Consider the following 20,646-nt stretch of genomic DNA (forward strand, 5'->3'; position numbering starts at 1 on the left):
GACTCCCCCGGAGATCACGTGATGTCCGGGGGAGTTTGTAGTTCCTGGTACGAGTTGTTGGTCGTCAGTGCAACCGCAATCGCAACCGCAATCGCAACCGCAACCGCAACCGCAACCGCAACCGCCTACCGCAGCCGCACGATGCCGTAGCGCAAGGCGGCCGGCGGCAGCGCGCCGTTGCTGGAGAGCTGCACGAGGGCGCGCTGGCCGGCGGGAACGCTGAAGCGGAGATACGCGCTCGTCCCGCCGGCCAACACGATGCGCTGCGGGGCGTTGCTGTTGAGGGTGCGCGTGGCGATGGGATACACCCCCAACGCCGCCCCGCCGCTGAGCCGCAGTCCCGGAAAGATGCTGCGGAAGTTCCACGCGGGATTCACGAACCGCGCCCCGAGACCGGCGGTGGTGGCGGCGCTGAAGTCATCCGCGATGAGCGAAACGGACCAATCGCGCAGGTACTCGGCAAAGCCGCCGCCGCCGAGTACCTGCTGCAGGTTGGCCACGCCGGTCGTGGTGGAGTTGACGAGCTGCCGCAGGAAGGTGGCCTCGCCGTTCGCCCCCTGCCGCGCCGCGGCAAAGCGCAGGAAGTTCCAGATCGCACCGCGGGTGGCGAGGGAATCGTTGGGCGCGTAGGGCGAGTTGGTTTCCGGCGCGATGAGAAAGCCGTAGAAGCGCGAGAAGTTCTGCGAGGCGTACGTGGTGAAGTTCTCGGCGCGCAGGCCGTTCACGTCGCTGAGCACGAGGTTGCTGCGCGACGAGTACCCGCTGATGCGCAGGTACAGCAGCTCTTCGGCCAGATGCGAGAGCCCCTCATCGAGCCACACCTGCTCGGTGGTGGTGCCGGCGCCGTTCACGTAGAGCCGCCGTGACGCGTTGATGAGGTGCTGCAGTTCGTGCGCGATGGTGTTGAGGTTGAGTCGCGTCACCACATCCTTGGCCCGACGGTTGCCGTTCACCAGCCCCTCGGGGTCGGGCACGAGCAGATAGAACATCTCCTGCTCGTTGGACGTGGCGCAGGCCGGCAGGCTGTTGCGCGCCGTTCGGGGATACAGATCCCGCGCGAAGAAGAAGCCGCCAATCGTGAAGTTCGAGTTGGCCGGTGTGAGCTGATTCACCGCCCGCGTGTAGAACAGGATGATGCGGCCGTACTGCGAGATGTTGGACGGCGCGCCGAAGGCGGCGGTGTCCATGGGGAAGACCAGCGTATCGAAGGTGGCCGCAATGGAGGCGAACTCCGCGTCGGTGTAGCCCCCCGCGGGGTTCTCCTTGTCGCTCACCACCAGCGCGCGCGTGCCCACGGCTGCGACCCGACCGGTGCGGGTATCGGCATTGCTGCACGCCTGACTCGAGTTGGCGTTCAGCCTGATGTCGTCCCCCACCCTGATCGGGGTGAGGGCCGCCTGGGCGCGCGGTTCCTGGTGCCACTGCTGCGCGACGCCGGCGAGTGGTGGCAACTCCTGTTGTTCGCGCAGCCGCAGCGCCTGCTCGAAGCGCTCTGCCGGGGAGGGCATGTTGCCCAGCAGGGTGCCGGGGGGCATGGCAATCGTGTTGCCGGTGGGAAGGGGTGCCATGAGCGCGGCGGTGGTGGGCGCACGGGTGCCCACCGCGAAGACATCGGCCACGGACGTGAGGCCGAACGACGGCGCGGTGGAGATGACCGTGAGCGCGAACTCCGCGCTGAGCGTGCCCGGCGGCGCCTCGAGGCAGGCGGCGAGGCTGTTGGTCCCCGCCTGCGGATCGACCACTTCACCAACCGCGAGTGTCCGTGCCGCCGTGGGCCCGCAGGGGCTGGAGCCGGCGGCCCCGATGGTAAACAGCACCGTGTCGGCGCGCCCCGAAGCGGCGGCCACGACGCGCGCGGCGCCGGGCGCGAGGGCGGTGACCAGACCGGCGCCATCGACGGAGGCACGCGCCTCATCGAGCGAGGTGAAACTGAAACTCTGCCCCACGATGACGTTACCGAACTGGTCGCGCAGCGAGCCGCGCACCCGCAGCGTATCGCCCACCCCGAGGAAGCCCGCCTCGGGGATGGCCACCATGCTTGCGGCGGGGCCGGGGAGCACGGTGGCAATGAAGGGGGCCGGGTTGACGCCGTTCACCTGCGCACTCAGCCGCGCCGTGCCGGCGGTGATGCCCACCGTCCACGACGTGGTGGCAATGCCGCGGGAATCGGTGGTGCTGCTGGAGGGGTTCGCGGTTCCCGACCCCACACCCACGTCCCAATCCACCCGGCGCCCGGAAACCGGCTTGTTGTCCTTGTCGGTCACGAGTACCGAGAGCGCCGCCGGGAGCGCGGCACCGGCTACGGCCGTCTGCTGGTTGCCCGCCTGAATGACCACGGCGGTGGGGGTGGCGCCGGGACCGGTGCCTTCGCTGGCGCGGCAGGCGCTCAGCAGGATGCTGGAGACGCCAAAGGCGGCAACCACGCGCGGGACACGACGACGGGTGAGAAGCAACGGGCGCATGACGTTGAGCAAGGGGAGACCAATTCGGACATGACCGGCAGCACTGAAACATGACCTGCCGAGTACGACACGTGAATGCAGACGACGGCACATCGTGCGACGCCGCCGGAGGGGGGGCGGTGTACATTCCAGCATGCGTGCCGTAGGACGGTTCCTGCTTATGCCCCTCACCCTGCTCGGCTGTTCCGAGCGGGTGCGACAGGCCCGGCAGCCCCGGTCCGGAAGTGACGCCTGGCTGCGCAACGCGTCGCTTCTCGACCTGCCTGACGAACGCCCTCAGATACTCAACGGCGAACTTCCCTTCCGGTATCCCGTGGCGCAGTACGAGGCCGGGGTGCAGGGGGAGGTGCTGCTGCGGGTGTTCGTCGATTCCGGCGGCCACGTCGTGACCGACAGCACCAGGCTGGTCGAGCCGTCGGGGCACGCCGCCCTCGACAGCGCGGCGCTGGCCGGAGCCTCCCAGCTCCGATTCCGCGCCGCCCGGCGCGGCGGTGTCCCCATTGCGGTTTCGCTGCTGTTTCCCGTGCACTTCCGACACCCGGGGGGGCTTCCTCCCCGGGACTCCCTGCGACCTCCCCCGTGACACCCACCACGATGGCCACCTCGCTCCCCACCGACGTGCCCACCCCGGCGCCGGCAGCCGCCGGCTCCGGCTCCTCCGCAGAACACGTGCGGCACCGCCGTCCCTATGACAGCGTGCTCGAGACGATCGGCTGGACGCCACTCATTCGCCTGGCGCGGGTGGCCAAGGGGATCCGCACGCCGCTGTACGGCAAGGCGGATTTCTTCAATCCGGGCGGCAGTGTGAAGGATCGCATTGGCATGCCCATGATCGAGGCGCACGAGGCGGCGGGGACGCTCAAGCCGGGTGGAACGATCGTGGAGGCGACGAGCGGCAACACGGGGGTGGGGCTGGCCATTGCGGCGGCGCTCAAGGGCTATCGCTGCATTTTCACCATGCCCGACAAGATGAGCCAGGAGAAGGTGCGCCTGCTCAAGGCGTTCGGGGCCGAGGTCATCATCACGCCCACGGCGGTGCCGCCGGATCATCCGCAGAATTACGTGCAGATGGCCAAGCGCATCGTGCGGGAAACGCCGGGCGCGGTACTGGCCGGGCAGTTCGAGAACCCGGCCAATCCGGCGGCCCACGTGGCCACCACAGGCCCCGAACTGTGGGAGCAGACGGAGGGGCGCATCACGCACTTCGTGGCCGGCGCCGGTACGGGCGGCACGATCAGTGGCGTGGCGCGCTACCTCAAGAGCCGGAACCCCAACATCAAGATCATCGCTGCCGACCCGCAGGGGAGTGTGCTGGCCGACCTGTGGCGCACGAAGGGTGAGGGGCATCCCACGGGCGCGCCGTACAAGGTGGAAGGGGTGGGGCAGGACTGCGTCCCGGCCACACTCGACATGGACATCATCGACGAGTTCATCTCGGTGGGGGACAAGGATGCCTTCACCATGGCACGCCGGCTCACGCGCGAAGAGGGGATCTTCGTGGGGGGCAGCGCCGGGATGATTGCGCATGCGGCGCTCACGGTGGCGCGTCGCCTCGATGACCCGAACGCGCTGGTGGTCACCTTCCTGTGCGACACCGGCGAGCGCTATCTCAGCAAGGTGTTCAACGACGAGTGGATGCGCGAAAACCAGCTGCTCGATTCGCCGCACACCAGCATCGAGAGTGTGTTGGGCAACAAGGATGCGAGCGCACCGGCCATCGTGAGCGTCACCACCGGCGCCACGGTACGCCAGGCGATTCGCCTGATGGCGTTGCACAACGTGAGTCAGGTGCCGGTCATGGACGGCGCGGTGTGTGTGGGCAGTGTGGCCGAGTCGCGGCTCACCACGGAATCGCTGGCCGACCCCAAGGCACTCGACAAGACGGTGAGCGATGTCATGGACCAGCCGTTCCCGGTGGTGGAGCACGACGCGCCGGTGGAAGCGGTGGCGAAGCTGCTCTCCAAGTCGAACCGTGCGGTGCTGATGCGCAAGGACGGCGTGGTGCAGGGGATCGTGACGCGCTTCGACGTGCTGGAGTACCTGATGCACCGGTAAGGTGTGGCCGCGCCTGCGGCGCGGCCTTCATGACAAGGGAGGGGGCAGGGGGAAGACTTTCAGAGAAAGGGAGCAGGTGGTTTGCTCTACCTTCTGACGATCTTCCTCCTGCCCCCTTCCTTGTCAACCACAGCGGCGCGCCGCAGGCGCGGCGCCTACCACTCCTTACCCGTCCCGCTCGAACGCCGCATCAAAGCGCACGTCGCTTGGCGGAAAGTCCACCGCCTTCACGCGGGCGCAGGCTTCCCGCGCGCCGAACGCACGGTCCATGCCAATGTCTTCCCACTCCACCGACAGCGGGCCGGTGTAGCCTACCCGGTTGAGCGATCGCACGATCCCCTCGAAATCCACGCGTCCGCGCCCGATGGAGCGGAAGTCCCAGTGGCGATCGCGGTGTCCAAACTCGAGGTGACCGCCGAACACGCCGCTGCGCGTGGGACGGTCGCTCCACCACACGTCCTTCATGTGTACGTGGTAGATGCGATCGCCGAACGTCTCGATGAAAGCGAGATAGTCCACGCCCTGATAGGCGAAGTGCGACGCGTCGAAGTTGAAGCCGAAGGCGCGGCGCCCACCCACGGCCGCCACGGCGCGCTCGGCCGACGAGATATCGAAGGCAATCTCGGTCGGGTGCACCTCGAGGGCGAAGCGCACGCCGACCTCGTCGAAGCTGTCGAGAATGGGATTCCAGCGGTCGGCGAAGTCGCGGAAGCCGGCGTCGATGGCCGACGGCGACACCGGGGGGAACGAATAGAGCAGCGGCCAGATGCGGGAGCCGGTGAAGCCCGGCACCACCGTCACGCCCAGCTTTGCCGCCGCGTGCGCCGTGCGCTGCATCTCCTCAGCGGCGCGTCGTTGCACCCCGGCGGGCGTGCCGTCGCCCCAGACGCGCGGGGGCACAATGGCCTGGTGCCGCTCGTCGATGCGGTCGCACACCGCCTGCCCCACCAGATGATTGCTGATGGCGTGCACCGCGAGGCCATGCTGCGCCAGCAGGTCACGCTGACGCTCAACATACCCATCTTCGCTGACCGCCCGCTCCACATCGAAGTGATCGCCCCAACAAGCGAGCTCGAGACCGTCATACCCCCAGTCACGCGCCATGGCGGCAAGAGTGGCGAGCGGCAGGTCGGCCCACTGGCCGGTGAACAGCGTGACGGGGCGCATGGGATGCAGAACGGGAAGAGGAAGAAGGAAACGGGGAGAACACGGCGAGAACACGGCGAGAAAACGGGGAGAAAACGTCGTCAGGTTGGCGGCGTGTAGGCGGCATCGACCCAGTGACCGCCGCTGCCCACCTCCCCGCCACTGCGCAGCGCCGTCTCGATGAAGTGCACACCAATGGCGCCGTCCTGCACCGTGGGGAAGTCCAGGTCTGCGGGATCGGGCGCGTCGCCGGCCACTCGTGCGGCGATGGTGCGCAGCGCATTGGCATACACATTGGCGAACGCCTCGAAGAAGGCCTCCGGATGCCCCGACGGCAGCCGCGTGGCGCGCTGCGCCTCGGGACTCAGGTAGCCACTGCCCCGCGTGAGCAGCTGTAGCGGACCGTCGACGGGGCGCAGCAGCAGGCGGTTGGGATCTTCCTGGGACCACTCCAGCGAGGCCTGACTGCCGTACACGCGCAGACTGATGCGGTTCTCCTCGCCGGTCGCCACCTGCGAGCAGTGCAGGATGCCACGCAGCCCGTCGTCGTAGCGCAGCAGGAGGTTGGCATCGTCATCCACCCGCCGTCCGGGAATGACCGTGCCCACGTCGGCCATGAGGCGCGAGATGCGCCGTCCCGTGACGTAGCGCGCGAGCTGCTCGGCATGAGAGCCGATATCGCCCAGGGCGCCCGCGCCGGCACGCGCGGGATCGGTGCGCCAGTCGGCCTGTTTCTGCCCGCTCGTTTCGAGCGCGGTGCCGAGCCATCCCTGCGTGTACTCCACCACGACCTTGCGGAGCGTGCCGAGGGCCCCCGACGCCACCATGGCGCGGGCCTGCTTCACCAGGGGATACCCGGAGTAGTTGTGTGTGAGCGCGAAGACGACGCCATGCTCCGCCACCAGGCGGCAGAGCGCCTCGGCATCGGCGAGCGTGGTGGTCATGGGCTTGTCGCAGATCACGTGGAAGCCCCGCGCGATGAAGGCGCGGGCCGCGGCGTAGTGCACGTGGTTGGGCGTCACGATCACCACGACGTCGATGCGATCGCCGGGTGACCGCGCTGCCTCGCCCTCGGCCATCGCCTCGAAGCTGGGATAGCAGCGGGACGGGTCGAGGTGCAGGGCGCGACCCTGCTCGAGCGACTTCTGCGGATTGGTGGAGAAGGCGCCGGCGACCAGCTCGGCCAGTCCGTCCAACTCGGCGGCGCGCCGGTGCACCGCCCCGATGAAGGCGCCCGGGCCTCCCCCCACCATCCCGTAGCGCAGTTTGCGATTCAACGGCATCGATCCTCCAGCAGGGACTCGGCAATCGCCGACAGGTGGACCCCGTGGAACGAGGCCGCCGTCGTGCGCGGGCGCGCGGGCGCCCGATACAACTGCAATTCTAGGTGGTGCCCCATCGCGGGCAAGCAGGGCCCCCAGGCGGCATGCGAGTTCGCAGCAACTGTTGTGACGTTTGTGCTGTCCACGGGGTTGCGCTGATGTCCTTGCCGTTGGTTCCTCATGCCCGTGCTGCCGCCACCATGCTGGTCCTTCGCAGTCTCGCCCTGTGTCTGGCACTGGTCGCCGTTGCTCCGCGGCTCGACGCCCAACGACCCCCGGCAACCCGTTCGCTGCCATCGTCCGGTCCGCTGCGCGTTTTCCTGGACTGTCCAGGGTTCACGAGCGGATGCGCGCTCGACTACTTCGTGGTCGAGCTGCCCTTCGCGAACTGGACCCGCGATCGACTCTTTGCCGACGTGCAGCTGCTCGTCACCACTCTCACCACCGGCAGCGGTGGTACCGAGTGGACCGTTGCATTCATCGGACGCGAACGCTTCGAGGGGATGGTGGACACGCTCTCGACCTCCACGATACCCAACGCCTCGGAAGACGACATCCGCCGGGCGCTCAAGGACGTGTTCGTGCGGGGGCTCTATCGCTATGCGCTGCGCACGCCGCAGGCTTCCGATTTCAGTGTGCGCTATGCCAAGCCGACGGGTTCCGATACCGCCGCGAAGACCATTCGTGACCCGTGGAACTTCTGGGCCTTCGAGACGAGCGTCAATGCGTTCCTCAACGGCGAGCAGCAGCAACGCTTCGCGAATCTGTGGGGCACCTTCGAGGCACGGCACATCACCGAGCGGTGGAAGATCATTGCCGGGCTGGAGACGGAATACAACGAGCAGCGCTTCACGCTGCAGAACTCCCGTGGTGAGCCGCAGACCTTCACCAACATTCTGCGCAACGACGGCGCCCGCATACGCACCGTCCGCCGTCTTTCGCCGCGATGGTCGGTGGGTATGGTGGCCTCCGCCCGCCGCAGCGATTTCCTCAACACCGACCTGGCGTTGCGCAGCGGGCCGGTCGTCGAGGCCAATCTGTTTCCGTGGAGTGAGGCCACGCGCCGTCAGCTGACGGCCAGCTACGCGGTGGCCGTGAATCGTTTCGACTATCGGGAGCGCACGGTGCTGGGTCAGCTCGACGAGACGCGCCCCAACCATGCGCTGACGCTGGCCGCCAACGTGCGGCAGAAATGGGGGAGCGTGGACGTGTCGGCACGCGGGTCGCAGTTCCTGCACGACCTGGCGCGGACCGAGCTGTCCGTGGGCGGATCGGTGAGCCTGCAGCTCGTGAAGGGGCTCTCGCTCACCATCGACGGACGCTACGCGCGCGTGCGCGACCAGCTGTACCTCCCGGGTGATCGACTGAGCAACGAGGAGATTCTCGTGCGACAGCGCGCCCTCGCCACGGGATACTCCTACTTCACCTTCGTGGGCGTGAGCTACACCTTCGGGTCCATCTACAATACGATCGTGAACCCGCGGCTCGACTCGTTCCGCCTGCTCGGCAGCGGCGGGTTCTGATGACAGAGAGGCGCACGAGCGGGACCAAAAAAACACCAGCGAATGCGGTCATTAAGCAGTCAGTGGACTGGCAGTGATTCGGGACCGTCTGTCCAGAGAAAACACTCACGGCCAGACGACAAAACTGCGTTGACAAAGTCTGGCGGCGGTGTTGGATCTGCAACAATTATCCGACAGCTTGGTGCTGTTGAGTAGAGGAAGTGATCGATCTCAGGGCGGTCAGAACGGTGGTACGACAGTCCAATGAAGACGCAGTGGGTAAGCTCCGGTCCGATACGTCTGAACATCGAGTAACCTGGTGCTACCCACTGAAATGAAGTGTACGGATTCGCCTCGTAAGGTAGCACAATGAGAGGCTCAGACGGCGGCTGAGACCACTCGTGACGCGGGACTATGCGCAACGGAGCATTGTTCATGTACCCATAGACTCGCAGCGGATAGCTGAGATTCCCTTTCACCAGGCCAGCAAGATCAAAGTCGGCTGAACCATGTGGCTTGAAGACGCGCACTGTTCCCGGAGCCACGTTGTGCATGCGGTGATAACGTCGACCGGAACGCCGAAGCACTTCCTCCAGCAAACAGTCATAGTTGAACGACGCTGTTGTGACGATCAAATGCGCATGATCTCGAAACCAGTGAGCCCAACGCCAATGCTCAAGTGGCCCATTTGCCAACACATGAGAAAGGAAGCGGTAGGCAAGTGCGAGAAAATGACGCGCCTCTACTTCAGAGTCACTTCCAGCTTGCGCTTGAACACCCACTAACTCTCGCAGCAAATCGAATTGGGTCGCGTCCGGGCGTATGTCTCGCACTCTTTCGAATGCCTCATGAAACCTCGGTAGCGCGTCCCTAAGGTCGACTTCAGGTTGCGAAGGGATCCGAAAAGCCCAGTCTACCGGTCGAGTGACGTCAAGTCCCGTTAGCCCGAGCTGTGAGGTGCAATCAAGCGTAAAGCCATTTCCCACTACAATCGCGAGGTTAACGAGGATCCCGCGTTCTGGTGAGGACTGGAATTCGCTGGTCACTGTCAGTTACTGGATGAGGCGAACAGCCCGTTTGCCCGTGCCGCAGACGCATCTGCCGCTGGGCGGGGGCAACCTGCAATTGCTTACAGCTATTGTTACGAGGCAGAACGGAGAACCTCACACGGCAGCGCCGTCTTGTCTCCGTGCAAATGACTTACTGCACCACGCCCGTCTGCACGAGGTAGTTGCGACCGTCGGCCGTCTGCCGTTCACCGATGCGGCGCTCCGCTGGTATCTCGCCCACCGTGGCTACCGCGCGTTGCGTGGCCACGAGCGCGGCGGTGAGCGCCAGCACACCGGTGAACTGATGCAGCACCCCGAGGGGAATGGGCACGGCGAGCAGCAGCGTGGTCACGCCGAGGACGAGCTGTACGGTAACGACCGTGGCGAAGCCAGCGACGGCGCGCTTCACCGACTGTGGAAGCGACGCCTGCCGCGTGCGCCACGCCAGCGTGAGCACGAGCGCGGTGACGGTGAGCGCGAGCACGCGGTGATGGAACTGCGCCGCCGCGGGGTTCTCGAAGGCGTTGCTCCACCACGGAGTGAGCGTGGCGTAGCCGGGCGGCACCACCTGGCCGCCCATGAGCGGGAATTCGTTGAACACCTTGCCGCCGCGCAGCCCGGCCACGAAGCCACCCGACAGCACGGTGATGGCCAGCAGGGTGGTCGCGCTCACGAGCGCGAGGCGCCACGCAGGTGACGTGCGGGTCCCTTCCTGCAACTCCTCGGCCGTACGCGCCCGCAGCTCACTGTAGGTCCACACGGCCACTGCCAGAATGCCGAGGGCGAGGCCAAGGTGCGCCGTGAGGCGGTAGGCGCTCACGCTGATGCGTTCGACGAGTCCGCTCTGCACCATGTACCAGCCCAGCGCCCCCTGTCCGGCGGTGAGCAGGGGCAGGGCGGTGAGTCGCAGGCGCAGGGCCTTGGGCAGGCGCCCCTGCACGAGAAACACGAGATACGGGATGGCGAACACCAGCCCCACGGTGCGCGCCACGTTCCGGTGAAACCACTCCCACCAGTAGATCCACTTGAACTGCGCCAGCGTGATACCCGCGTGGGTGGTGCTGGCCTGGGGGATCTGCCGGAACTTCTCCAGCTCGAGCGCCCAGGCGGCGTCACTCGACGGTGGCAGGGCGCCCGAGACCGGTTTCCATTCCGTTATGGACAGCCCGCTTTCGGTGAGCCGGGTAATGCCCCCCACCGCCACCGCAAAGAAGACGGCAATGATGGAGGCCAGCAGCCAGCGGCGCAGGGCGAGGCGGTCGCGCTCGGGGAGCGCGCCGGGAAGTCCGAAGTCGGTCGTGGTAGCCACCCGTGTACCCTGACAGGGGGGCCGGTGAGGGTCAAGGGAGCGGGTGCCGCCCCACCGTGATCCCCCGTGCGTCCGGACTCAGTGTGTCGGTCAGGGAATCACGATCAGTCCCGCCTTGCCCCCGAAGTCGTCGTCCACGACGGCCAGGCCGCGCGGGGCGCGCCATGCGCCACCATTCACGCGCACGGCCACGCGGTGCGTGCCGCTGGGCAGCGGGAAGCGGTGCACGAATCGGTCGCCCTCGCGCGGGGCACGCACGGGCTTCCACTCGGTGCTGCTGGACGCGATCTCCACGACGGACCCGATCGCGGCGAGGAGACTGATGCTGACCTCACCCTGGCCCTCGCGCCGCTGCACGAGCACCTCGTCACCGCGCACATCGGGGACGGTGGTGATGCCGACCGTGCCGCCCCGTTCGTCACCCAGCGCGCGCGCGTCACGGCGCACGCTGGGCGGACGGATGGGATTCCAGCGCATCCCGAGGCCGGTGTACCGTGCCTGTGGTACGCCGCGCACGACGTCGGCGAGCTGCTCCCCCACCTGCGCGATGAGCGTGGTGCTGGCGTTGAGGCTCCACGCGGCGGCCAGATGACCGGCCGCTGCCGTGCCCCGTGTGGCGCCGGTGCCAACCCGCCAGGCGCGACTGGCCTGGATCCACAGCGGACCATGCTGCCAGCTGGCGTCGAGCTGGCGGTCGGCGAGGGTGTACGATGGCGCCGGGGCGCGCAGCCCGATCCCCGCCGCTTCCATGAGCCTGAAATCGTCGGTCCATCCGCGCACGTAGTGGCCACCCGCGCGCACGGTGCCCACCGCCGTACTGCGTTGCCAGGCGAGCGCGCCGCCAAGGCGACGTCCCTCACTGGGTCGACCTGCCCGCGTCGTGCGTCCGACCCCCGCGAGCGCGCTCAGCTCCAGAGGACCCACCCGCACGTGCTGCCACAGCGCGAGGGCGCGATTTCCGTGGGACCCCGGGAGGATCCCCCCGTTGGTGGTGGCGCTCAGGTCGATGTCGGTGCGCACGACTGCCCGTGGAAGCACGGTGACCCGCACGACGTACTGTCCGGCCCTGATGCTGTCACTGGCGAGCGTCGTGCTTCCCTCAGCGGCCAACGCGACCCGATCGCGGGCGTGCCACACGCCGCCGCCGATGCTGCCGGCCGAGCGGCGTGCGCTGGTGGGCTGCTGCACACGCGCGCCACCGGCATCGAGCCAGACCATCGTGGCCGACCGCGGGACCGGTGCCTGCGCGCGCAGGGGCGCGGCGGCAACCAGGACGGCTGCCACCGCGCCCCACCGCGCCAGGTGGCCGTCAGTTCTTGCCGGTTGGGCGCAGCGGGGTGCTGGTGGTGCCAATGCCGGTCCGTGATTCGATGAGCGAGAGGACACCCTTGGAGCGTAGCTCCATGGCCGCATCCGGCGCGAGGCCGGCGGCGATGTCGCGGCGGACCGTCGTGCCGAGGGCAGCGAACTGGGTGAGCGTGGCCCCCTTGAGCAGCAGTTCCCGGACCCGCCGGGTTGCGACGGGTCGCGAGACGCCGTTGGCCACCATCTCCGCCAGCACCCCCAGCGGCACCGTGAGGGGCTTGGAGGGCCAGATCCTGCGCATGTCGCGCAGGGTGGCCGCTGGAATGCCGGCCTGGAGGGCATCGGCCGCTGCGGTCAGCTCATCGGCGGCGCGCGACGGGGCCATCGCCTCGGCGGCCGTGGCCAACCGGTCCCTGAGCAGCGCCGTGGCCATGCGGATGCGTTCGGGGGCGGCCTGCTTGGCGAGCCCTTCGCGCACCTTGGTCACGAGCGGTGCGGTGGGAAGCCCCCGGGCGGCGGCGTCAGCGATGATCGTGCGAACGGCGGCGCGGGCCGGCTCGTCGGTGATGGCGTCATAGGGGGTGGCGTCCTGGGCGTCGGCCGCGTGCGTGGTGACGGCAAGGAACAGCGCGACGGCGGACGCCCGGATGGCGCATCGGCGCACAGCCGAAGCGCGATTGGCACCGGCACGACCGGTGCAGGCGCGAACCACAGGGCGGGTGGGGCACGGCGTGATCACGGTGCCTGCACGATGATGACGGAGCCAGGGCGCCCGAAGTCGGTGTCGGCGGCGCGCGGTGCCTGCGGGTCGGCCAGCCAGATGGTGCCGTTCACCACAAACGCGTACACGTGTCGACCGGGGGCGAGCGGGACGCTGATGCTCCAGACGCCGTTGTGGAGGGCCAGCGGTGTGGCGCCTGCATTCCAGTCGTTGAAATCGCCCACGAGACTCACCTGCGTGGCGTCCGGCACGTCGTGCGCGCCGAGCAGGAACTGCACGGGGACCGGGCGGGTGGCGGCATCGGCGGCGGCGTCCACCGGCTGCAGCGGCGCGGCGGTGGGCGCAGCGGCGGTGGGCGCAGCAGCGGTGGGCGCAGCAGCGGTGGGCGCAGTAGCGGTGGACGCAGCAACGGCACGTGGCGGCGCCGTGGTGGTTGGCTGCATGACGAAGCCGCGGCTGACGAAGCCCACGACGAGTGCGGCGGCGGCCAGGGTCGCGCCCCGCACGATGGGCGAGGTGGCCAGATGCCACGGCCCGCGCCGCGTGTCCCACGGCGCTGTGAGACGCTGCCACGGGGTGCGCCGTCGGTTGTGCACGGCCGCGAGCACTTGCGCCACGTGCCGCCGATCGACGGCGGGCATGGGCGACAGCACGGCCCTCACGCGGGACAGGAGGAGCTCGTCGTTGGGCGACACCTCATGCAGCGGGTCACGATGCCGGTCACTCACGGGACACTCCCGCGCTCAGGGTGGGCTGCAGGCTTCGACGGAGCGCATCGACCGCGCGCTTCACGCGCATGCGGAGGGTGGAGCCTCTGGCTCCGGTCACGAGGGTCATCTCTTCGTAGTCCATATCGTTGACATGGCGCAGCAAGAACGCTTCGCGCTGTTCGGGCGGGAGGGTGGCCAGCGCGTGATGCACCGCGCGCGCGAAGTGCTCGTCGGGGACATCGGCCAGTTGGTTGTCCACGGCGTCGCGGGGCAGCTCGCCGTAGGCGATCAGATCGTGGTGACGCTTTCGGCGTGCGAGCATGGTGCGGCACCGGTTGCCCAGGATGCGGAAGAACCAGGGATCGAAGGGTGCCTCCTCACGAAAGCGCGACAGGTTATCGTGCACCCGCAGGAAGGTGTCCTGCACCGCCTCCTCGGCGTCCTCGCGGCGGCGCAGCATCTGCAGCGCGAAGCGCAGCGCCCGTGGATAGTAGTGGTCCACAAGCTGCGCGAAGGCGACCGAGTCGCCGCCGCGCGCCTGACGGAGCACGAGGAGCAGGTGAGCGGCGTCCATGCCCGGGTCAGAGGGTGATGCTGGTGGTTTGCGTGGCACCCTGCGCCGAGCGCGTGCCGTCGGCGTTGCGGCGGTAGCTCCACCAGAGCACGCGCGCCTCGCGCGCTTGCGGTGTATAGCCGGCAATGGCCGTGTAGGGGACGGTAACGGAGGCGCCGGGCGCAAGAATGGGGCACCGCTGGCCGCAGGGCGGGAAGAGGGCAACGGTGATCATGTCCCGTTCGACGACCAGGTAGCCCACGTCGGCGCCGGTGGTGTTGCGGAGCGTGAGCACCCGGTCGGCGGGGTTGGCCGTTACCTCGAGGGTGCCGCTCACGATGCCCCGATTGGTGGAGGGGGTCTGGTCGGTGTCGCTGGCGGTGGGCGCGGCGGCGCAGGCGGTCATGGCCCAGGCGCTCACGACGCAGGCGAGGAACGCCAACACGCGAACGGTGGGGGCGCGGCGGCCACGCGGGGCGGTGTGCATGGAAATCGGGGACATGGATCGGGACGTTGGGGGTGATCGGAGGATATGCCCGGCTGTACCCGCGGTGCAGGTCCCCCGTCACGGGCGCGGGAGGTCATGGGTGGGGACCGGTTCGCCGCGATGCGCCGCTGATCGTCTCGGCCCTACCCTGCACACTGTCGGCTGTGGTCCCTACCGTCTGCGGTCTCTACTTTGCAGGATGCGCCATGCCATCACCGTCCTCCTCGGCGGCACCTCCGCCGAACGCGATGTCTCCCTGTCGAGCGGTTTGCGCATCGCGGCCGCGCTGCGCGAGAAGGGGCACGAGGTCATCTGCCTCGATCCGGCCGAGGGCGTGCTGACGCGCGAAACGGAGCATCGGTTGCTGGCGGCGGGCGTGGGCAGTGCGCCGCCGTCGCTCGAGGCCCTGGCCGGCATGGCGTCGCAGTCGCTGTCGCCCACGCTGGGCACGCTCCCTGAGGTCACCGAGGCGGACGTGGTGTTTCTCGCGCTGCACGGCGGCCAGGGGGAAGACGGCACGGTGCAGGCGCTGCTGGACATGGTGGGGGTGCCGTACACCGGCAGCGGCCACCTGGCGAGTGCGCTGGCCATGGACAAGCACCTGAGCAAGGTGGTGCTGCGAGCCGCCGGCGTGTCCACGGCCGACTGGATCATGGCGCCGCGCGATGTGCGCCGCCTGGATGCGGCGCAGGTGGGGCGCGCGCTCGACTGGCCGGTCGTGGTGAAGCCCTCCAAGCAGGGGAGTACGGTGGGGCTCAACATCGTGCGGGAGCCGGGCGCGCTGCACGCCGCCGTGGTGGAGGCGTTCCGGTACGACGACGAGGTCATGATCGAGCGGTTCGTCCCGGGGCGGGAGCTCACCGTGGGCATTCTGGGGGACGCGGTGCTGCCCACGATCGAGATACAGCCGGCGAAGGAGCTGTACGACTACGAGTGCAAGTACACGCCCGGCATGGCGCAGGAGTTCGTAGCCGAACTACCAGCGGAGATTCAGGCGACGCTGGCCGATCAGGCCCAGCGGGCCTTTTCGGCGCTCAAGCTGGGCGGCTATGCCCGGATCGATTTCCGGTTGGACCCCGCGGGGCAGCCGTGGTGTCTGGAAGCGAACACGTTGCCCGGGATGACACCCACGAGTCTCATCCCGCAGGCCGCCGCGGCGGCTGGTGTCTTGTTTCCCGACCTGTGTGAGCGCATCGTGCAGCTGGCCCTCGCGGCGTCGCGGGATCGCTGACCACGGGATCGAAGAACGCGTCGCCCTCGTTGATCTGAGATGAGTTACGTCACCTACGACGAGTTCGAGTCTGCGCGCACCCCGAGCGCCGTGTATTGGCTGATCGGGTTGTGCGTGGCCGTGTATTTCGTGCAGGCCACGCTCGTGGGCGACGCGAACATGGCCAACTGGCTGGGCTACGCCTCCGGCGATCTGCAGTCACGCTCGCTGTGGACGCTGGTGACCTACATGTTCGTGCACGGTGGGTTGGTGCATCTGCTGCTCAACATGTGGACACTCTGGCTCTTCGGGCCGCGTGTGGAGCGGTCGTGGGGGGCCAGCACCTTCACCTGGTATTACCTGTGGTGCGGGCTGGGGGGGTGGGCGTTCCACGCCATGTTGCAGCCCAATGCCGGTATTCTGGTGGGTGCTTCGGCGGCCATTCTGGGCGTGGCGGTGGCGTATGCGAGTCGCTGGCCCGACGACGAAGTCCTGTTCTTCGGCGTGGTGCCCATGAAGGTGAAGTGGCTGGTGGTGTTCATGGCGCTCATCAACATCACCATGACGGTGATCGACAGCGGCAGCACCGGGGGCACGGCCTACGCGGCGCACATCGGCGGCATGCTGGCCGGCTGGATCTACCTGCGCGCCCCCAACGTGGGGAGTCTCGACCGCCTCCGCAGCCGCATTGCGTCGGCGCCCGACTACGGCGACGAGCCGCCGCGCGCCGTCCCCAAGAGCAGCCGCCCGCGCGAGCGGGAGCGCGAGACCGACGACATCGTGGCGCAGAGCAAGGCGGCCATGGCACGGGTGCGTCCGGCGCCCAAGCCGCAGCCCAAGGAGCAGCCGGTGGTACCCACGCCGGCGGTGGTGCCGGCGGCGAGCACGGCGCTCGATGCGGTGCTGGACAAGATTGCGGCCACCGGGATGGAGAGTCTCACGGTGGCCGAGCGGCTGCTGCTGGACGAGTGGTCGAAGCGGCTGCGCGAACTGACGTGAGTTGCTGCGCGTTGGATGCTTCAGCGGGCGCCCACGCGGCGCCCGTTTTCATTCGGTGTCATTTACGTTTCGCCCATGCCCAAGCCACAACTGCTGGAAACGTTTCCGAATCCGTATGCGGATCGGAAGTACGAGATCTACATGGAGACCGACGAGTTCACGTCGCTCTGCCCCCTCGGCGGCGTTGAGACCGACGCGGTGGAACTCAAGCTGCTGGAAGGCGGCGCGCCCGACTTCGCGACCATCAAGATCACCTACTGGCCGGCCGAGCAGTGTCTCGAGCTGAAGAGCCTGAAGCTCTATTTCTGGAGCTACCGCAACGACGGCATCTTTTATGAGCGGGCGGTGAACCACATCCTCGACGATCTGGTGGCCGCGTGCCGGCCGCATGCGATGACGGTGGTGGGGGATTTCAACGTGCGTGGTGGGCTCAAGAGCATCATCACCGCGCGCTACGACCGGTAGGGAGCAGGCGGGATCGGTTGGGGCCCGGGTTCCCTTTGCCCACCCGACGGCTATATTCCGAGACTCTGGTGCGGCGGCGTGCCGCGCACCTGGATTGGCTTGGTAGCTCAGTTGGTAGAGCAGCGGACTGAAAATCCGCGTGTCGGCGGTTCGATTCCGTCCCAAGCCACTGCACAAAACAACGCGGCGCCCTGACCTGGTCAGGGCGCCGCGTTGCGTTTCAGGGGGCCATCCGGGCGAAATGTCCGGGACGAACGATCATCCGTGGTTTCGTTCAGCTCGCAAACGAAACCATGGAGGAGGCTCAGTCGCCCTTCCGCCCGCGAGCCGATGCCCGGCCGCTACGACGTGCGTCTCCCGGAGTGACTCGGCGGGTTGGAGGTTCGCTTCGACGGTTCGCGACGCTACGGCCGCGCGCGCGCGTTCAGCGTCCAGTCGTATTCCGTATCCACCCACGTGAAGCGCCCGCTACGCAGCAGTATGCGCGCGGACGCATCGTTCACGTAGCGCGCCCAAAAGGCGCCCACGCCCGCGAGCGTTCCGCCGAAGTCCTCACGGTACCATGTGAAGATCGGCGAGCCGTACACCGTGCGTGCCACGACATCCACTCGATTCTTGAATGGTTCCGCGAGAAACCGTCGGGCCTGATCATCGAGTTGCGCATCCAGGCGGCTGCCCACGAACGCTTCGCTCCGCAGCGGTGGACATCCCTTGGCCGCGCACACCAGCGCGACGTGGATTCGTGCGTCCTTGTAGGTCGGGCGAATGATGCGGTGCTCCACGTCGTCGAGGGTGAGCGTGCGTCCACCCGCCTTCACGATCGGCTCGGCCCATGGACTCTTCAGGGTCACTCCGAACCGCTTGTTGATGTTGCGGATCGAGCGCCGTTCCCTGCGGCTGTTGATCAGCTGGATGGTGTAGGCATTGTACACATTGATCCAGTAGGCCAACTGGTCGGCGGGCGCCATGCGCTCCGGGTGTGCTGCTGCAAGCGCGTCGAGATAACGCGCAAAGTCGGCGGATCCCGCAAACGCATCGTAATCCACCGCCCCATTCACCACCCACTGCTGCAGCAGCCGGTCGAACGGTGCGTGATCCACAAGCGCTTGTGGTACATCGGCAGCCGACTGCGCCGGCGCCGCGTTCATGGGGGAGAACGACACGCCCACGAGGATCGCCGCAGAGAGCCATCCGGCACGTCTGGCGAGCATGGGGAGAAACGACAGGAGCACCAACAACACGCCCGCCACTGCGACGCGCTGCAGGGCCGCTTCGCGCGCGCCATCCACACCGGCGAGGAGTGCATCGGCGAAGTACGTATAAACGACCGTTCCCGGTACGATCCCGAGCGCCGTGGCGAGCACATAACTGCCAGGCTTCACCCCGGCGAGCCCGGCGCCGAAGTTGAGGCCATTGAACGGGATGAGCGGGAGTAGGCGGAGGCGAAGCAACGCCCCAAACGCCTGTTCGCCGGTGAGTGCGTCGAGTGCCCCTGCCCGCTTGCCGAGCAAGGCGCGGACCGCATCGCGACCAATGGCGCGGGCCAGCACGAATGCGCCAGTCGCACCGAGCGTGGCCCCGAGCCAGTTGACGAGACTGCCGACCCACGGGCCGAACAGCGCGCCACCGGCAAGCGTCATGGGCGTGGCGGGGAGGCCAAACGTGGTGATGAGCGCGTACCCCACCACGAACGCCGGCGCCGCCCACGCCACCTCGCGCGCCGTACGGATGAGCGTTGGCAGTCGGTCGAGTCGCAACAGGTCCAGCAGTCCGGTTGCGCGTGCCAGGATCCACGCCGCGAGCAGGACCATCACCAATAGCGCCACGCGGACCCACGGACTATGCCGCATACGGTTCTTCGGGTGTAGGGTGTAACGGACGCGTCGTGAGGAGCGTGACCGCCGCGCCGGTCAGGAACACCAACGGAATGCCATACATCGCCCACGGCCACGTATAGCCACCCGCTTCCCCGACAACGAGGAAGCATCCCACGCCCCATGCTACCCCCACGGCCATGCTGCACCACGCAGCCGCGGTGGTGGCACGAGGCCAATGGAAACCGGCGAGCAGTGCAAAAGACAGCGCCGCGATGGGAATGTTGGCGAGGATGAGCCGGTCGAGAATGCGATCGACGAGGAATGTGCCCCCGAGCCAACTCATTGCCGCGAGCACGACCAGCAACTGCCGCTGGGCCCGCACCGTGCGCCATGCGGGGGAACCAAAGTCGGTGGCGATCATCGTGGCCATCGCACTCCACACGCCCGCCAGGGTAGTGAGTGCGGCACCGAACAGTACGGCCAGCCCCACACCGCGCAACCCGCCCGGAAGCCAGCGCTGCATCATGGTCGGCACGGCCAGCTGTGGATCGCTCAGCTGTGGTTGATCGACGCGCAGGTACGCCGCGGCCAGCACGACCACGCCGTAGAGCAGGAACACCAGCACGGCGCTCATCCCCACCGCCTGAAAGGCGATGCGCGGGTTTCTCGCGGCGAAGATCTTCTGACCATACCACGGTGCGGCGATATACGTGAAGCACGTGAGCACCACCAGCGTGATCACGAAGCGCAGGGGTAGTACGGGATCGTTCCATTGCCGCACCGGGTCGAACGCGCGCTGCGCCTCCGTGAAGGTGGAGGCCAGCCCACCGCTGGGGGCCGCGACATTCACACCACACCACAGCAGCAGCGGCAGCAGTACGAGGGTCACCGCAAAGCCGACCACATCGGCCCGCACGACAGAGCGCAACCCGCCGGGCAACACGGCGCCAAGCACGACCAGCGTCAGGAGCAGCGCCAGCACCGGCATGGGCACCACACCGGGGATGAAGGGCACGAAGAGCAGTGCAAGCGACTTCACGTACGTGGCGGTAAACCCCGTCATGGCGAGCAGCAGCAGCGCCGATGCCGTACGACCAACAGCGGGTGAATAGCGTTCAGTGAACAGCTCGGCCACCGACAACCGGTCGAAGCGCTTCCATGCACGGGCCACGGTAAGGGTGTAGAAGCCAAGCCCCACAAGAAACACGCCCGGCAGCATGAGCGCGACGGGCCCGGCCGCGTATCCGGCCGCGGCAAAGGCCATGAGCGTGCTGGTGTTGAATTCGGTCATGACCAAGGTCGCCACCAACGGAAAGCGCCCAAGATCGCGCGACGCCACCGTGAAGTCGGAGGGCGACGAGGCGCGTCGCCAACCGACTACGGCCAGTGTAGCGACCAGCAGGACGAATGCGACCAGATCGAACGTGGTGACCATGCTTCACGGCTGAAGTGAGACTTGCTGCGGGAACCTTCCGGTGGAGCGGCGACTTACTGCCGCGGTCCGACGTGTTTCGAACACGTGCCTCGCCCCCCA

General features: G+C 67.7%; 17 protein-coding genes and 1 tRNA gene. 7 read left to right on the top strand and 11 right to left on the bottom strand.

Annotated elements, in window-relative coordinates; all coding sequences use genetic code 11:
- Positions 1-125: 125 nt before the first annotated feature.
- Positions 126-2,462: a hypothetical protein gene (locus O9271_RS17335; protein WP_298272510.1), complete on the bottom strand. Its 2,337-nt coding sequence runs from the start codon at positions 2,460-2,462 to the stop codon at positions 126-128.
- A gap of 133 nt (positions 2,463-2,595) precedes the next feature.
- Here O9271_RS17335 and O9271_RS17340 point away from each other — a divergent pair, with 133 nt between their 5' ends.
- Both O9271_RS17340 and O9271_RS17345 read left to right on the top strand, forming a co-directional pair.
- Positions 2,596-3,045: an energy transducer TonB gene (locus O9271_RS17340; RefSeq protein ID WP_298272512.1), complete on the top strand. Its 450-nt coding sequence runs from the start codon at positions 2,596-2,598 to the stop codon at positions 3,043-3,045.
- On the top strand, positions 3,042-4,517 hold the full coding sequence (locus tag O9271_RS17345; RefSeq protein ID WP_298272514.1) for a pyridoxal-phosphate dependent enzyme: 1,476 nt from the start codon (positions 3,042-3,044) through the stop codon (positions 4,515-4,517). Before O9271_RS17340 ends, O9271_RS17345 begins: the two co-directional genes overlap by 4 nt.
- Before the next feature lie 165 nt (positions 4,518-4,682).
- Here the strand turns inward: O9271_RS17345 and O9271_RS17350 are convergent, their stop codons facing one another.
- Both O9271_RS17350 and O9271_RS17355 read right to left on the bottom strand, forming a co-directional pair.
- Positions 4,683-5,684, bottom strand: coding sequence for a sugar phosphate isomerase/epimerase (locus tag O9271_RS17350; RefSeq protein WP_298272516.1), 1,002 nt, complete (start codon positions 5,682-5,684; stop codon positions 4,683-4,685).
- A gap of 80 nt (positions 5,685-5,764) precedes the next feature.
- Positions 5,765-6,946, bottom strand: a complete 1,182-nt coding sequence (locus tag O9271_RS17355; RefSeq protein ID WP_298272518.1) for a Gfo/Idh/MocA family oxidoreductase — start codon at positions 6,944-6,946, stop codon at positions 5,765-5,767.
- Between the two features lie 197 nt (positions 6,947-7,143).
- Between O9271_RS17355 and O9271_RS17360 the strand changes: the two genes are divergently transcribed.
- Positions 7,144-8,508 carry a hypothetical protein gene (locus O9271_RS17360; protein WP_298272520.1) on the top strand — a complete coding sequence of 455 codons (1,365 nt, stop codon included), beginning with the start codon at positions 7,144-7,146 and terminating at the stop codon, positions 8,506-8,508.
- Positions 8,509-9,687: 1,179 nt separating this feature from the next.
- On the opposite strand, the gene O9271_RS17365 is transcribed toward O9271_RS17360, so the two are convergent.
- From O9271_RS17365 to O9271_RS17390, 6 genes are all read right to left on the bottom strand, one after another.
- Positions 9,688-10,845, bottom strand: coding sequence for a COX15/CtaA family protein (locus O9271_RS17365; protein ID WP_298272521.1), 1,158 nt, complete (start codon positions 10,843-10,845; stop codon positions 9,688-9,690).
- A 90-nt stretch (positions 10,846-10,935) separates the two neighbouring features.
- The gene (locus O9271_RS17370; RefSeq protein WP_298272523.1) at positions 10,936-12,129 is read right to left on the bottom strand and encodes a hypothetical protein; all 1,194 of its coding nucleotides are present in this window, start codon (positions 12,127-12,129) and stop codon (positions 10,936-10,938) included.
- Between the two features lie 25 nt (positions 12,130-12,154).
- Positions 12,155-12,814, bottom strand: a complete 660-nt coding sequence (locus O9271_RS17375) for a hypothetical protein (protein WP_298272526.1) — start codon at positions 12,812-12,814, stop codon at positions 12,155-12,157.
- Between the two features lie 71 nt (positions 12,815-12,885).
- On the bottom strand, positions 12,886-13,599 hold the full coding sequence (locus tag O9271_RS17380) for an isoamylase early set domain-containing protein (protein WP_298272528.1): 714 nt from the start codon (positions 13,597-13,599) through the stop codon (positions 12,886-12,888).
- On the bottom strand, positions 13,592-14,155 hold the full coding sequence (locus O9271_RS17385) for a sigma-70 family RNA polymerase sigma factor (protein WP_298272530.1): 564 nt from the start codon (positions 14,153-14,155) through the stop codon (positions 13,592-13,594). Before O9271_RS17385 ends, O9271_RS17380 begins: the two co-directional genes overlap by 8 nt.
- A 7-nt stretch (positions 14,156-14,162) precedes the next feature.
- On the bottom strand, positions 14,163-14,636 hold the full coding sequence (locus O9271_RS17390; protein WP_298272532.1) for a hypothetical protein: 474 nt from the start codon (positions 14,634-14,636) through the stop codon (positions 14,163-14,165).
- A 184-nt stretch (positions 14,637-14,820) separates the two neighbouring features.
- On the opposite strand from O9271_RS17390, the gene O9271_RS17395 reads away from it, so the two are divergent.
- From O9271_RS17395 to O9271_RS17410, 4 genes are all read left to right on the top strand, one after another.
- The gene (locus O9271_RS17395) at positions 14,821-15,852 is read left to right on the top strand and encodes a D-alanine--D-alanine ligase (protein WP_298272535.1); all 1,032 of its coding nucleotides are present in this window, start codon (positions 14,821-14,823) and stop codon (positions 15,850-15,852) included.
- Between the two features lie 39 nt (positions 15,853-15,891).
- Entirely contained in the window at positions 15,892-16,830 is a 939-nt protein-coding gene (locus tag O9271_RS17400; RefSeq protein ID WP_298272538.1) for a rhomboid family intramembrane serine protease, read from the top strand.
- A gap of 75 nt (positions 16,831-16,905) precedes the next feature.
- The gene (gene queF / locus O9271_RS17405; protein ID WP_298272540.1) at positions 16,906-17,295 is read left to right on the top strand and encodes a preQ(1) synthase; all 390 of its coding nucleotides are present in this window, start codon (positions 16,906-16,908) and stop codon (positions 17,293-17,295) included.
- Positions 17,296-17,391: 96 nt separating this feature from the next.
- Positions 17,392-17,464: transfer RNA gene (locus tag O9271_RS17410), tRNA-Phe, on the top strand.
- A gap of 235 nt (positions 17,465-17,699) precedes the next feature.
- Here the strand turns inward: O9271_RS17410 and O9271_RS17415 are convergent.
- On the bottom strand, positions 17,700-19,145 hold the full coding sequence (locus O9271_RS17415; RefSeq protein WP_298272542.1) for a DUF547 domain-containing protein: 1,446 nt from the start codon (positions 19,143-19,145) through the stop codon (positions 17,700-17,702).
- Positions 19,135-20,547, bottom strand: a complete 1,413-nt coding sequence (locus O9271_RS17420; RefSeq protein ID WP_298272543.1) for a hypothetical protein — start codon at positions 20,545-20,547, stop codon at positions 19,135-19,137. The genes O9271_RS17415 and O9271_RS17420 overlap by 11 nt, the downstream gene beginning before the upstream one ends.
- Between the last annotated feature and the right edge of the window lie 99 nt (positions 20,548-20,646).

The organism is Gemmatimonas sp., assembly GCF_027531815.1.
Lineage (GTDB): Bacteria > Gemmatimonadota > Gemmatimonadetes > Gemmatimonadales > Gemmatimonadaceae > Gemmatimonas.